Raw genomic sequence first — 13,194 nt, 5'->3', positions numbered from 1 at the left:
TTTCTAAGTTTTAGTTAATGGTGTTTTAGGAATTTAAAAACAGTTTTAGATAAGCTGATACTTTTCATGATTGATTTTGAATGTTAAAAGTTATTTCAAGTTGATGAATTTTGGATACTTTTGAAGAATTACTAATTCAAAATAATAATATGAAAAAATTAATCTCAATTTTTCTCATGGGAACAACTTTTTTTGCGATAAATGCACAAAATAAGGAAAATAATCCTTTGCTTAAAAAATGGGCAGGCCCTTATGGAGGTGTTCCTGCTTTTAATGAATATAAGGTCTCAGATTTTAAACCTGCAATTCTCTTTGCAATTCAGGAAAAACTGAATGAAATTGATGTAATTGCTAATAATTCAAAACCTGCTACTTTCGAAAATACTATTGTTGCTTTAGAACGTTCCGGAGGAACAATCGAAAGAATTATGACTGTTTATGGAATTTACAGATCAAACTTAAGCAGCCCTGAATTTAGTGCGATTGACAGAGAAATGTCTCCTAAATTTTCTGAGTTTTCAGATAAAATCAATCAAAATAAAAAGTTATTTGCCAGAATTGAAACAGTTTACAATTCAAAAGATAAAAGCAAACTTACGGGCGAGCAACAACGCCTAATCTGGTTGTATTACACCAATTTTGTTCGCCAGGGCGCTCAGTTAAACGAAGCTGACAAAGCTAAAGTTGCAGAAATTAACAAAGAAATGGCATCTCTTTTTACGCGTTTTAGCCAAAATCTATTAGCGGAAGAACACAATCAATATGTGGCTTTAAAAACAGAAAGCGATTTTGATGGTTTACCTACCGAAGTTAAAAATGCCGCTATTGCTGAAGCAAAAGAAAGAAAGCTGGATGTTATGGGCTGTATTGCTAATACACGTTCTTCAATCGAGCCATTTTTAACTTTTTCAACACGTAGAGATTTAAGAGAAAAGGCATTTGACATTTTTGTAAAGCGTGGAGATAATGGAAACGAAAATGATAATAATGCAACTCTTGTTTCGATTTTACAATTGCGTACTCAAAAAGCAAAATTATTAGGTTATCCAACATTTGCTGATTGGAGTTTATCTAACAAAATGGCAAAAGATCCAAAAAAGACTTTGGCTTTAATGGAATCAGTTTGGGAGCCAGCTGTTGAGCAAGTTCATAAAGATGTTGCTGAAATGCAAAAAATTGTTGATGCTGAAGGAGGAAATTTTAAAATCCAGCCATGGGATTACCGTTTTTATGCTGAAAAAGTTCGAAAAGCAAAATACGATTTAGATCAAAACGAAGTTAAGCCGTATCTTCAGCTAGAAAACTTGCGAGAAGGAATGTTTTGGGTTGCTGGAGAATTATTTAATTTAAGCTTTAGACAAATTACAAACGTTCCCGTTTATCATCCAGATGTACGAGTTTGGGAGGTAAGTAATAAAGTAACGGGAAAAACAGTTGGATTATGGTATTTTGATCCTTACGCTCGTGCAGGGAAACGTTCCGGAGCATGGATGAATGCTTATCGCGATCAGCAAAAATTAGAAGGGGAAGTACTTACTATTGTGTCTAACAACTGTAACTTTATAAAAGGAGCAGATAATGAGCCAATTTTAATTTCCTGGGATGATGCTTCGACTTTATTTCATGAATTTGGACATGCACTTCACGGATTATGTTCGAATGTTACGTACCCAAGTTTAGCAGGAACATCCGTTGCAAGGGATTATGTTGAATTTCCTTCGCAATTGTTAGAACACTGGCTTGCAACTCCTGAAGTGTTGAATAAATTTGCATTACACTATAAAACAAATCAGCCATTACCTCAGTCTTTGGTTGACAGAATTGAAAAAGCGGCTAATTTTGGGGAAGGTTTTGCAACTGTAGAAACAATTTCGAGTTCTTTAATAGATATGAAATTACACTTAACAACTGATAAAATTGATCCTCATAAATTCGAAAAAGAAACTTTAGATGCGCTTCATATGCCTTCTGAAATTGTTATGAGACATAGAATTCCACAATTTGGTCATATTTTTTCAAGTGATGGGTATGCAGCAGGATACTACAGCTATTTGTGGGCAGATGTTATCAATGCTGATGCTTGGGAAGCTTTCTTAGAAGGAAAAGGACCTTACGATAAAGTGGTGGCAAAAAGACTTTATGACAGCGTATTTAGTGTTGGAAATACTATTGATCAAGAAAAAGCATATGAAAACTTTAGAGGAAGAGCTCCTAAGTCTGATGCTTTAATGAGAGCAAGAAATTTTCCTATTCCAGCTAAGAAGTAAATTAGATATATATAATCAGAAAAGCCTAAATATTCAATATTTGGGCTTTTTTTATTGAATTGTACATTGAGTTATTAGTTAAGAAGAAAGAGCTTGTAAATAATGAAAACAAAAAAGCTCCGAATATTCAGTTATTCGGAGCTTTTTAATATTGAAAATAATATATTAACCTAAAGTAACTCTTTTGAAACCTGTGATTTCAACATTGAATCCTTTTACGTAATCACCAACTTTTTTACTGTCATCTTTGATGAAGTTTTGATCAAGTAAAGCTTTTTCTTGATCTAAAGTAGTGTTGTCAGAGATAAAACGTTGAACTTTTCCTGGAAGAATTTTGTCCCAGATTTGCTCTGGTTTTCCTTCAGCTTTTAATTCAGCTTTAGCATCTTCTTCTGCTTGTTTGATAACTTCTGGAGTTAATTGAGAGAAAGAGATGTATTTAGGAACATTTTTCAAAGTTTTTCCTAAACGTTTTGCTTCTTCATTGTCTTTTTCGATTACAGCAATACGAGCAGCAAGTTCAGACTCAACGAAAGCAGGATCAAAATCTTTGTAAGATAAAGTATCAGCTCCCATAGAAGCAACTTGCATAGAGATGTCTTTTGTTAAAGCTTCAGCGTTTGCAACTGGAGCAGAAATTGCAGTTAAAGCAGCAATTTTGTTAACGTGAACATAAGATCCAACGAAAGCACCTTCTAAAATCTCGAAACCACCGATTTCGATTTTCTCACCGATAACTCCAGTTTGCTCGATTAATTTCTCAGCAACAGTGATTCCGTTGAAATCAGAAGCTAATAATTCTTCTTTAGAAGAGAAGTTGATAGCTCTTTCTACTAAATCTTTAGCTAAAGCAATAAAAGCTTCGTTTTTACCTACGAAGTCAGTCTCACAGTTTAAAGTGATGATAGCTCCTTTAGTGTTGTCAGCATTGATAAAAGAAACAGCAGCTCCTTCAGAAGACTCACGGTCAGAACGGTTAGCAGCAACTTTTTGTCCTTTTTCTCTAAGGATTTGTATAGCTTTGTCGAAATCTCCTTCCGCTTCAACTAAAGCTTTTTTACAGTCCATCATTCCGGCACCTGTAGATTGTCTTAATTTATTTACGTCTGCAGCAGTAATTGTTGCCATAATATTTTAAGTTTTAATGTGTTTAAAAGTAAAAAATTCCAGCTTTTAAATCCCAAACTCCAATTTTAATAAATTATCAACATAACGTTTTTAATTCTGGTTGGATTTTGGAATTTAAAATTTGGAATTTAAATTTTGATTTATTCTTCAGTTGCAGGAGCTTCAGCTTCAACAGCAGGAGCTTCTTCAGCAGCTTCAACTTCTTTTTCAGCACCTCTGTCAGAAAGACCTTCGATTACTGCAGTAGTCACTAAAGATAAAATTTTGTCAATTGATTTAGAAGCATCATCATTTGCAGGAATCACGTAATCAACCTCTCTTGGGTCAGAATTCGTATCAACCATTGCGAAAACTGGAATGTTTAATTTTTGAGCTTCTTTTATTGCGATGTGTTCAGCTTTGATATCTACTACGAACAATGCTGCAGGTAATCTAGACATATCAGCAATTGAACCTAAGTTTTTCTCTAATTTAGCTCTAAGACGATCAACTTGTAAACGCTCTTTTTTAGAAAGTGTGTTGAAAGTACCATCTTTCTTCATTTTATCGATAGAAGACATTTTTTTAACTGCCTTTCTGATAGTTACGAAGTTAGTTAGCATTCCACCTGGCCATCTTTCAGTGATGTAAGGCATGTTTGCAGCTTTTGCTTTATCAGCAACGATGTCTTTTGCTTGTTTTTTGGTAGCTACGAATAAGATTTTTCTACCTGATGCAGCGATTTTTTTCAAAGCTTCGTTAGCTTCTTCAATTTTAGCTGCAGTTTTATATAGATTGATAATGTGAATACCATTACGCTCCATATAAATGTAAGGGGCCATGTTTGGATCCCATTTTCTAGTCATGTGTCCGAAGTGAACACCTGCTTCTAGTAATTCTTTTACTTCTATTTTGTTTGCCATTTTTGTACTAGTTTACGTTCTGTTGATTAGCAATGTATAAATGGCGATTTCTCTGGCTTTATACATTTAGATGCTAAACTATATCCTACCTCGATAGGAGAGCAACAATAACTGTGTTTTTTAATTTCAATAAATAATTGATAATGTCTTGTCCCATCTGAACAAGACAGGTAATATTAACGTTTAGAGAACTGGAATCTCTTACGAGCTTTCTTCTGACCGAATTTCTTACGTTCAACCATTCTTGGGTCTCTTGTTAATAAACCTTCTGGTTTAAGGATTCCTCTGTTTTCAGCGTTAACTTCACACATTACGCGTGCTAATGCCATTCTTACAGCTTCTGCCTGACCAGTTGTACCACCTCCGTAAACGTTTACTTTTACGTCAAAGTTACCAGCGTTTTCTGTCATAGAAAGCGGTTGTAAAACTTTGTATTGTAAAGTTGCAGTTGGAAAGTAAGTTGCGAATTCTTTTTTGTTTACAGTGATGTTTCCAGTTCCTTCAGAAACGTATACACGTGCAACAGCGGTTTTTCTTCTACCGATTTTGTGAATAACTCCCATTACTTAAGATCATTTAGGTTAACAGTTCTAGGTTTTTGAGCTCCGTGTTTGTGCTCAGCTCCTACAACAACATTTAGATTTCTAAAAAGTTCAGCTCCTAATTTGTTTTTAGGCAACATACCTTTTACAGCTTTTTCTACTAATAATGCAGGGTTTTTAGCTTGCAATACTTTAGCAGTTAAAGTTCTTTGTCCTCCTGGGTAACCTGTATGACGCATGTAAATTTTGTCATTCAATTTTGTACCTGTAAGGTTAATTTTTTCTGAGTTGATAACAATTACGTTATCTCCACAGTCAACGTGCGGTGTGTAACTTGGCTTGTACTTACCTCTTAAGATCATTGCAACTTTAGAAGCAAGACGTCCTAAGTTATGACCTTCAGCGTCAACAACAATCCACTCTTTAGTTACAGTGGCTTTGCTAGCTGAAACTGTCTTGTAGCTTAATGCGTCCATAATATTATTTTAATTAAACATTCCATCCCCAATAAAGGGGATGCAAAAGTACAATTAATTATTTTAAAACCAAATACCTGAAAAGAATATTTTAAATCCTGAAAATCAGGACTGTCAGTTTTGGAATTAAATCTGTAAAAATATAGTTTATGTTATTTAAGGTGTAAAAGGCTGATTCTTTTTATGTGAAAAAAATAAAAACTATTTTTTTCTGCACGATTTAAGGAAGATATATCTCTATTGCGGTTTTATTTTGAAAAGGCATGGTGATTTTGAATACTGGCAGGTCTTTTTTGTTTTATTTTAGCTAATTCTACTATATTTGTATTAATTACATAAAAAATCAATTGGATGAAAGCTAAAGCAACTCTAAAACAAATTGCGAAGGAACTTGGTGTTTCTGTTTCTACTGTGTCTAAGGCATTGAATGATAGCCCTGAGATTAGTGAACAAACCAAGGTGAAAATTAAAGAGTATGCCAAACTCAAAAATTATAAGCCGAATGTTATTGGTTTGAACTTAAAGAATAGAAAAACCAAAACGATTGGTGTGATTATACCTAATATATTAAATTCTTTTTTTGCGAAAGTTTTTAGTGGTATTGAAAAAGTGGCCGATAAAAAAGGGTATAATGTAATTACCTGTATTTCTAATGAGTCCATTGAAAAAGAGGTTCATACGTTAGAAATGTTAAGTAATGGGACAATTGATGGATTTATTTTATCTGTTTCGAAAGAGGCACAAACACTTCAGGATTACAATCATTTTTCCGAAATAATTAATGACGGGACGCCAATTGTGATGTTTGATAGGATTGCTGATGAAGTAGATTGTGATAAAGTTGTAGTTGATGATTTTGATTCTGCTTTAAATTCGACACAGCATTTGATTGATTTAGGATGTAAAAATATTGCTTTAATTTCTTCTGTAGATAATTTAAGTGTTGGTAAATTAAGGGCGGATGGATATTTGAAAGCTTTGGCAGATAATAATATTACAGTAAACGAGAAAATTATTCTTCGTACAGACTCTGAGGATGATATGAAGAGTAAAATTGATTCAATTTTTGATCATGAAATTGACGGAATTTTTGCTTTGGACGAAAATGATTCGGTTGCGGCTTTGAGAGTGAGTTTGAAAAAAGGCTACAAAGTTCCTGAGGATATTTCAATAATAGGATTTGCGGATGGAATTTTAGCTTCAAGACGTTTATCTCCAAGTTTAACAACCGTAAGCCAACATGGAATTGAGATAGGTGAAGTTGCTGCTAAACGATTAATCTCTAGGTTAGAAGAGGAAGAAGGTGAAACTTCAGATTATGAAACAATTGTTATTAAAACAAAATTGAAGGAAAGGGAGTCAACCAGAAAATTTAAATAAAAAGAAATCCATCTTGCTTTAAAGATGGATTTCTTTTTTTGTGGTTTTAAATTTTAAAGGTTATAACGGGTTTTGTGGCATGATTTACCAAGCCCTCACTAATGCTGCCGTTGAAAAAATGAGCAAAAGCTGTTCTGCCGTGTGTGCACATTCCTATAATGTCGGCGTTAATGCTGTTTGAGAAATTGATAATTCCCTTTTCAATATTAGTGTCGTTGTAAATGTGTGTCGAATAATTTGTCAGGTTAAATTCGCTTACAAATTCCTTCATGGCTTTTTCAATAACATGGGTGGGTTTGAAACTGTTTGGGGTGCAAATTGTAACGAGGTGTATTTTTGAGTCAAATAGTGTGGTGAATTTTAATAGTTTTTCAAAAGGTTTTTTGGATTCTTCTGTGAAATCTGAAGCGAAAACAATTGTTGTAGCATTAAAATCTGTGATATCATTTTTAATGACTAAAACTGGAATGTCAGAATTTCGAACAACTTTTTCAGTATTCGAACCAATTAATAATTCCTGAACGCCTGAGGAACCGTGTGATCCCATTATGATTAAATCAATGTCGTTTTCTTTGCTGACTTGTGAAATTCCATGAATAGTTTTATCTATTTTTAAGATTTCAATTACAGAAAGATCTTTAAGGTAGGGTTTTTCGGTAGTTTTGTTCAGCATTTCGTTGGCTTTTTTTACGAATAAGATAGTTTCAGGAATGCTTGCTCCTCCTGTGATGGCGTCATTCATCTGGCTGGGTAATTCCAGCATGTGAAGCAGGATTATTTCAGAATCGTGCTTGCGTGCTATTTGTGCAGCAACTTTTAAGGCATCTTCTGCGTGTTCGGAAAAGTCAGTAGGGACTAAAATTCGTTTCATAATTTTTTGGGTTAAATTATTTGAATAATCTGTATAGTTAGTGCTTATATAAAGGTAAGAAATATTTTTAGAGTAATCAATTTATTTGATTTATAAAAAAAACACTATATTTGCATCGTTATTTATTAAAATCTAAATAATGAGGGGACTAAGTGTCCCCTCTTTTTATAAAATTATGACATTTAAAGAAAAAGTAAACGGATTAATTGCAGAAGCTCTTCTGGAAAAACCATCAATCTTTTTGGTTGATTTGGCTGTTTCGGATTCTTTTAAAATTAGTGTTGGTTTAGACGGAGATAATGGAGTGATGTTGCAGGATTGTATAGATGTCAGTCGTGCAATCGAGAATAATCTGGATCGTGAAGAACAGGATTTTTCGCTTGAAGTAGCATCAGTTGGAGTAGGGACACCTCTGAAAATGGTAAGGCAATACAAAAAAAACATTGGTAGAACGTTGATTGTTACCACAAATAATGAAAAAATAGAGGCAGAATTGGTAGAAGCTAATGATGTTTTTATAATTTTGTCTTGGAAAGCAAGAGAACCAAAAAAAGTAGGAAAAGGAAAAGAAACAGTTCAAAAAGAGCAACAAATACCTTATACAGAAATTATAGAGGCAATTGTTACAGTAACATTTTAATTAAAGAATTCGCATGGAAAATTTAGCATTAATCGATTCATTCTCAGAGTTTAAAGATAATAAACTTATTGATCGTGTAACGCTTATGGCAATTTTAGAGGACGTGTTTAGAAATGCATTGAAGAAAAAATACGGTTCTGATGATAATTTTGATATCATTATAAATCCTGATAAAGGAGATATGGAGATTTGGAGAAGAAGAGTTATCGTTGCTGACGAAGATCTTGATTTTGAAAATGAAGAAATTACTTTGACTGAAGCCAGAATGATCGAAGCGGATTTTGAAATTGGTGAAGAGGTTTCTGAAGAAGTTAAATTGATTGATTTAGGAAGAAGAGCTATTTTGGCTTTGCGTCAGAACTTAATATCTAAAATTCACGAACATGATAATACCAATCTTTACAAGCAATTTAAAGATATTATCGGTGATATTTATACTGCAGAAGTACATCACGTACGTCCGAGAGTTGTTATCTTAGTTGATGACGAAGGGAACGAAATTGTACTTCCGAAAGAAAAACAAATTCCATCTGACTTTTTCCGTAAAGGGGATAATGTACGTGGAATTATTGAAAGCGTTGAATTAAAAGGAAATAAACCTCAAATTATCATGTCCAGAACTTCTGAGAAGTTTTTAGAGAAATTATTTGAACAAGAAATTCCAGAGGTTTTTGACGGATTGATCACGGTTAAAAATGTAGTTCGTATTCCGGGTGAAAAAGCGAAAGTAGCGGTAGATTCTTATGATGATAGAATCGATCCGGTTGGAGCTTGCGTAGGAATGAAAGGTTCTCGTATTCATGGAATTGTTCGTGAATTAGGAAATGAAAATATTGATGTAATCAATTATACAAACAATATTCAATTATTTATTACAAGAGCTTTAAGCCCTGCTAAAGTTTCTTCTATCAAAATTGATGAAGATAACAAACGTGCTGAAGTATTCTTGAAATTAGAAGAGGTTTCTAAAGCAATTGGTAGAGGTGGTCACAATATCAAGCTAGCTGGTCAGTTGACAGGTTATGAGTTAGATGTTATTCGTGAAGGAGATGTTGCCGGTACTGTTGCAGATGAAGACGATGTTGAATTAACAGAGTTCTCAGATGAGATCGAAGAGTGGGTAATTGAAGAGTTTGCAAAAATCGGTTTGGATACTGCAAAAAGTATCTTGAAACACGATGTAGAAGATTTAGTAAGAAGAACAGATTTAGAAGAGGAAACTATTCTGGATGTTATGAAAATACTAAAAGAAGAGTTTGATAGTTAGTCTATAGCTGAACATCTGCTCTAACAACACAACGAAAAAGGTAATAATAAAAAGGTTATATGTCTGAAGAGAGAGTAATAAGAATAAACAAGGTTTTAAGGGAATTAAATATTTCGTTAGAAAGAGCTGTTGATTATCTAAAAGATAAGGGAATTGCTATTGATGCAAATCCAAATGCTAAAATTTCTGATAGTGAATTTAATATTCTTCAAAGCCAATTTGCGGGCGATAAGGGGAATAAGGAAGCTTCTAAAGAGGTAGGGGAAGAAAAAAGAAAAGAAAAAGAAGCATTGCGTATAGAGCGTGAGAAAGAAATTGAAGACAAACGCAGACAAGAAGAAGAGCGTCAAAAACAGCAAGAAATTATAAAGGCAAGAGCTGTTGTTACCGGGCCTGTACAAGTTGGAAAAATTGACTTAAATCCAAAAAAGCCTGCTATTACTCCTTCTGAGGAAACAGTTAAGGCTGAAGAGCCAAAAGCTGTTGTTGCACCTGTGCAGCCAGAGAAACCTGTTCAAAACGAAACAGTAAAGCCGGAACCAGTTGTGAATCCGCCAGTTTCTGAGACTAAAAAAGAAGAGCCTGTTATTACTGAGAAAAAAGAAGTTAAAGTTGAATCTTCGAAAGTTGCACAAGAGCCTATTGTGTCTACAGATCCAACAACTTCAGAAGAAACTATCACTACGCAATATCAAAAGCTTTCAGGAACTACTCTTACAGGGCAAACAATTGATTTATCTCAGTTCAATAAGCCAAAGAAAAAGAAGGAAGATCCGAAAGTTAATCAAAATAAGCCAGGGGTTCCGGGAACAGGAAATAACGCTAATAAGAATAAGCGTAAAAGAATAGCTCCTAAGCCAGGTACACCAGGTGCGCCAAAACCAGCAACAGGTAATGCTCCTGGTACGCCAAATCCAAATAAAATCACACCAAATAATAATGGTGGAGGTTTTAATGCTAACAGAAGCTCAAGGCCGGGTTTTGTAAAAGGAAACCGTCCGGCTATTGTCGCTAAAGTTGAGCCAACAGAAGAAGAAGTAAAAAACCAAATTAGAGAAACTCTTGAAAAACTTCAGGGCAAAGGAGGTAAATCTAAAGCGGCAAAATATAGAAGAGATAAAAGAGAAACACACCGTCAGAAATCTGATGATGAGCAAAGAGCTCTTGATGAAGGAAGTAAAACAATTAAAGTTACGGAATTCGTTACAGTAGGTGAAATTGCAATCATGATGGATGTGCCGATTACTAAAGTAATCGGAACTTGTATGTCTCTCGGAATCATGGTTACCATGAACCAACGTCTAGATGCTGAAACGTTAACAATTGTGGCTGATGAATTCGGTTATGAAGTGGAGTTTATTACTGTTGATATCGAAGAAGCTATTGAGGTAGTAGAAGATAAAGAAGAAGATTTAGTGACCAGAGCACCGATTGTTACTGTAATGGGGCACGTCGATCACGGTAAAACATCTTTACTGGATTATATTCGTAAAGAAAATGTTATTGCCGGTGAGTCTGGAGGTATTACACAGCACATTGGAGCATATGGAGTAACTTTAGATAATGGTCAAAAAATAGCATTCTTAGATACTCCGGGTCACGAAGCGTTTACGGCCATGCGTGCGCGTGGAGCTCAGGTTACGGATATAGCTATTATTGTAGTAGCGGCGGATGATGATATCATGCCACAGACAAAAGAAGCAATTTCTCATGCACAGGCTGCAGGGGTTCCAATTATATTTGCAATTAATAAAATTGATAAACCAAATGCTAATGTTGAAAAAATTAAAGAGCGTTTGGCTGGTATGAATTTGCTTGTTGAGGATTGGGGTGGAAAAATTCAGTCACATGATATTTCTGCAAAAGTAGGAACAGGTGTAAAAGAATTGCTGGAGAAAGTTTTATTAGAAGCTGAAATATTAGATTTAAAAGCAAATCCAAATAAAGCCGCTCAGGGAACTGTAGTTGAAGCATTCCTGGATAAAGGAAAAGGATATGTTTCTACAATTTTGGTTCAGCATGGAACTTTGAGAATTGGAGATTATATGTTAGCTGGAAAGCATCATGGTAAAGTTAAGGCGATGCATGATGAAAGAGGGCATAATATTAAAGAAGCTGGTCCGTCGACTCCGGTATCTGTTTTAGGGCTTGATGGTGCTGCGACAGCTGGTGATAAATTCAATGTTTTTGAAGATGAAAAAGAGGCAAAACAAATTGCATCCAAACGTTCTCAATTAATGCGTGAACAATCTGTACGTACTCAAAGACATATTACTCTTGACGAAATCGGACGACGTATTGCTCTTGGTCAGTTTAAAGAATTGAATGTAATTCTTAAAGGTGACGTGGATGGTTCTGTTGAAGCATTATCTGACTCGTTCTCTAAACTTTCTACGGAAGAAGTTCAAATTAATATTATTCATAAAGGTGTTGGTGCGATTACCGAAACCGATGTTAACTTAGCCTCTGCTTCTGATGCGATTATTATCGGGTTTAATGTTCGTCCTGCAGGGAATGCCAGACAGCTTGCAGATAAGGAAGAAATCGATATCCGTTACTATTCTATTATCTACGCAGCAATCGATGACTTGAAAGATGCAATGGAAGGAATGCTTGCTCCTGAAATGAAAGAAGAGGTGCTTGGAAATGCTGAAATTCGTGAAATCTTCAAGATTTCTAAAGTAGGTTCAATTGCAGGATGTATGGTTACTGATGGTAAAATTCTAAGAGCTTCTAAAATAAGAGTTATTAGAGAAGGGGTTGTTGTTTACACAGGTGAATTAGTGGCTTTAAAGCGCTTTAAAGATGATGTTAAAGAGGTTACGAAAGGATACGATTGTGGTATTCAGATTAAAGGTTTTAATGATATTGAAATAAATGATGTTATTGAAGCGTATCACGAAGTTGCAATTAAAAAGAAGTTGAAATAAACTTGAATATATTATATTATTTAAAGTCCTAATGAAAATTGGGACTTTTTTTTGATACGTCTCTTTGTAGATTTAGTATGAAAATTTGTTATTGAAGAAAGATGTGAAAATTATTACTTTGGTTTTTATGGCTTTTTGTAATGACATTTGAAAAATTTCAATTTACAAAACTCAAGCCTGAAATTGAAAATCTAAACTGATTTATTTAAGAGGATATTAGATGTTGTAAAAAACAGGCTGTTTCGTAATGTGAAAATAGCCTGTTTTTTGCTTTCAATAGGTGATTTAAAAGCCTTTTTATTGTAAATAATATTATTTGCTGGGTTTAATAAGGAAAACGCTCTTATATCGTTTTTTAATCTCTTCTAAATTTCTTTCAGCTTCAATTCTGGTTTTAAAATTCCCAACGAGAACTTTATAGTTCGGAGTATTGAAAATAATGGTGCCATCTATTGTGTTAAATTCACGTTTAAAATTTGATAATGTCTTTTTTGCCTCATCGCTTTTGCCGCTGAAAATTTGAATTTTGTACGTATCGTTGGTACTAATAGACGTGTTAATTTTACGTTTATCATTCAATAATTGCTCAAATTTCGGGTCTTGATTCAGTGTAATATTTTGGTCTTGGGCATTAATATTATAAGATAGGGTAAATGCTGCTAATGTTAATAGGATTTTTTTTGAAGGGGCTAAAATTCTCATAATGTGATGGTTTTTATACAAAAGTAGTATTTAAGGTTTATATATGAAATGTTTTTATTATTTAGAATTGATATAAATTGATATTTAAG

General features: G+C 34.1%; 11 protein-coding genes. 5 read left to right on the top strand and 6 right to left on the bottom strand.

Annotated elements, in window-relative coordinates:
* Positions 1 to 149: 149 nt before the first annotated feature.
* On the top strand, positions 150 to 2,267 hold the full coding sequence (locus GWR14_RS09525; RefSeq protein WP_163408797.1) for a M3 family metallopeptidase: 2,118 nt from the start codon (positions 150 to 152) through the stop codon (positions 2,265 to 2,267).
* Between the two features lie 165 nt (positions 2,268 to 2,432).
* Here GWR14_RS09525 and tsf read toward each other — a convergent pair whose 3' ends face one another.
* The 4 genes from tsf to rplM form a co-directional block, all read right to left on the bottom strand.
* Complete coding sequence (tsf, locus tag GWR14_RS09520) at positions 2,433 to 3,395, bottom strand: translation elongation factor Ts (RefSeq protein ID WP_163408796.1); 963 nt, start codon at positions 3,393 to 3,395, stop codon at positions 2,433 to 2,435.
* A gap of 140 nt (positions 3,396 to 3,535) precedes the next feature.
* Positions 3,536 to 4,297: a 30S ribosomal protein S2 gene (gene rpsB, locus GWR14_RS09515; RefSeq protein WP_109191769.1), complete on the bottom strand. Its 762-nt coding sequence runs from the start codon at positions 4,295 to 4,297 to the stop codon at positions 3,536 to 3,538.
* 176 nt (positions 4,298 to 4,473) lie between these two features.
* On the bottom strand, positions 4,474 to 4,860 hold the full coding sequence (rpsI, locus tag GWR14_RS09510; RefSeq protein WP_035645327.1) for a 30S ribosomal protein S9: 387 nt from the start codon (positions 4,858 to 4,860) through the stop codon (positions 4,474 to 4,476).
* Positions 4,860 to 5,315, bottom strand: a complete 456-nt coding sequence (gene rplM / locus GWR14_RS09505) for a 50S ribosomal protein L13 (RefSeq protein WP_091493496.1) — start codon at positions 5,313 to 5,315, stop codon at positions 4,860 to 4,862. The genes rpsI and rplM overlap by 1 nt, the downstream gene beginning before the upstream one ends.
* A 351-nt stretch (positions 5,316 to 5,666) precedes the next feature.
* Between rplM and GWR14_RS09500 the strand changes: the two genes are divergently transcribed.
* Positions 5,667 to 6,695, top strand: a complete 1,029-nt coding sequence (locus GWR14_RS09500) for a LacI family DNA-binding transcriptional regulator (RefSeq protein ID WP_163408795.1) — start codon at positions 5,667 to 5,669, stop codon at positions 6,693 to 6,695.
* A gap of 46 nt (positions 6,696 to 6,741) precedes the next feature.
* Here GWR14_RS09500 and GWR14_RS09495 read toward each other — a convergent pair whose 3' ends face one another.
* Positions 6,742 to 7,566: a universal stress protein gene (locus tag GWR14_RS09495; protein WP_163408794.1), complete on the bottom strand. Its 825-nt coding sequence runs from the start codon at positions 7,564 to 7,566 to the stop codon at positions 6,742 to 6,744.
* Positions 7,567 to 7,741: 175 nt separating this feature from the next.
* Between GWR14_RS09495 and rimP the strand changes: the two genes are divergently transcribed.
* Genes rimP through infB form a run of 3 tightly spaced genes read left to right on the top strand, consistent with a single transcriptional unit; the run spans position 7,742 to position 12,403 of the window.
* Complete coding sequence (gene rimP / locus GWR14_RS09490; protein WP_163408793.1) at positions 7,742 to 8,206, top strand: ribosome assembly cofactor RimP; 465 nt, start codon at positions 7,742 to 7,744, stop codon at positions 8,204 to 8,206.
* A 13-nt stretch (positions 8,207 to 8,219) separates the two neighbouring features.
* Entirely contained in the window at positions 8,220 to 9,473 is a 1,254-nt protein-coding gene (gene nusA / locus GWR14_RS09485; protein WP_144215481.1) for a transcription termination factor NusA, read from the top strand.
* A 59-nt stretch (positions 9,474 to 9,532) separates the two neighbouring features.
* Entirely contained in the window at positions 9,533 to 12,403 is a 2,871-nt protein-coding gene (infB, locus tag GWR14_RS09480; RefSeq protein ID WP_163408792.1) for a translation initiation factor IF-2, read from the top strand.
* A 312-nt stretch (positions 12,404 to 12,715) separates the two neighbouring features.
* Here infB and GWR14_RS09475 read toward each other — a convergent pair whose 3' ends face one another.
* Complete coding sequence (locus GWR14_RS09475) at positions 12,716 to 13,105, bottom strand: SPOR domain-containing protein (protein WP_163408791.1); 390 nt, start codon at positions 13,103 to 13,105, stop codon at positions 12,716 to 12,718.
* Between the last annotated feature and the right edge of the window lie 89 nt (positions 13,106 to 13,194).

The sequence above is a fragment of the Flavobacterium ajazii genome (assembly GCF_010614725.1).
Classification (GTDB): Bacteria; Bacteroidota; Bacteroidia; order Flavobacteriales; family Flavobacteriaceae; genus Flavobacterium; species Flavobacterium ajazii.
This window is presented reverse-complemented; position numbering and strand designations above follow the sequence as displayed.

What these genes read in the sequence shown, in the direction of transcription:
- rpsI (WP_035645327.1), bottom strand. Translation starts at nt 4,860, where the DNA reads ATGGGAGTTATTCACAAAATCGGTAGAAGAAAAACCGCTGTTGCACGT.
- infB (WP_163408792.1), top strand. Translation starts at nt 9,533, where the DNA reads ATGTCTGAAGAGAGAGTAATAAGAATAAACAAGGTTTTAAGGGAATTA.
- rplM (WP_091493496.1), bottom strand. Translation starts at nt 5,315, where the DNA reads ATGGACGCATTAAGCTACAAGACAGTTTCAGCTAGCAAAGCCACTGTA.
- rpsB (WP_109191769.1), bottom strand. Translation starts at nt 4,297, where the DNA reads ATGGCAAACAAAATAGAAGTAAAAGAATTACTAGAAGCAGGTGTTCAC.
- GWR14_RS09495 (WP_163408794.1), bottom strand. Translation starts at nt 7,566, where the DNA reads ATGAAACGAATTTTAGTCCCTACTGACTTTTCCGAACACGCAGAAGAT.
- tsf (WP_163408796.1), bottom strand. Translation starts at nt 3,395, where the DNA reads ATGGCAACAATTACTGCTGCAGACGTAAATAAATTAAGACAATCTACA.
- nusA (WP_144215481.1), top strand. Translation starts at nt 8,220, where the DNA reads ATGGAAAATTTAGCATTAATCGATTCATTCTCAGAGTTTAAAGATAAT.
- GWR14_RS09475 (WP_163408791.1), bottom strand. Translation starts at nt 13,105, where the DNA reads ATGAGAATTTTAGCCCCTTCAAAAAAAATCCTATTAACATTAGCAGCA.
- GWR14_RS09525 (WP_163408797.1), top strand. Translation starts at nt 150, where the DNA reads ATGAAAAAATTAATCTCAATTTTTCTCATGGGAACAACTTTTTTTGCG.
- GWR14_RS09500 (WP_163408795.1), top strand. Translation starts at nt 5,667, where the DNA reads ATGAAAGCTAAAGCAACTCTAAAACAAATTGCGAAGGAACTTGGTGTT.
- rimP (WP_163408793.1), top strand. Translation starts at nt 7,742, where the DNA reads ATGACATTTAAAGAAAAAGTAAACGGATTAATTGCAGAAGCTCTTCTG.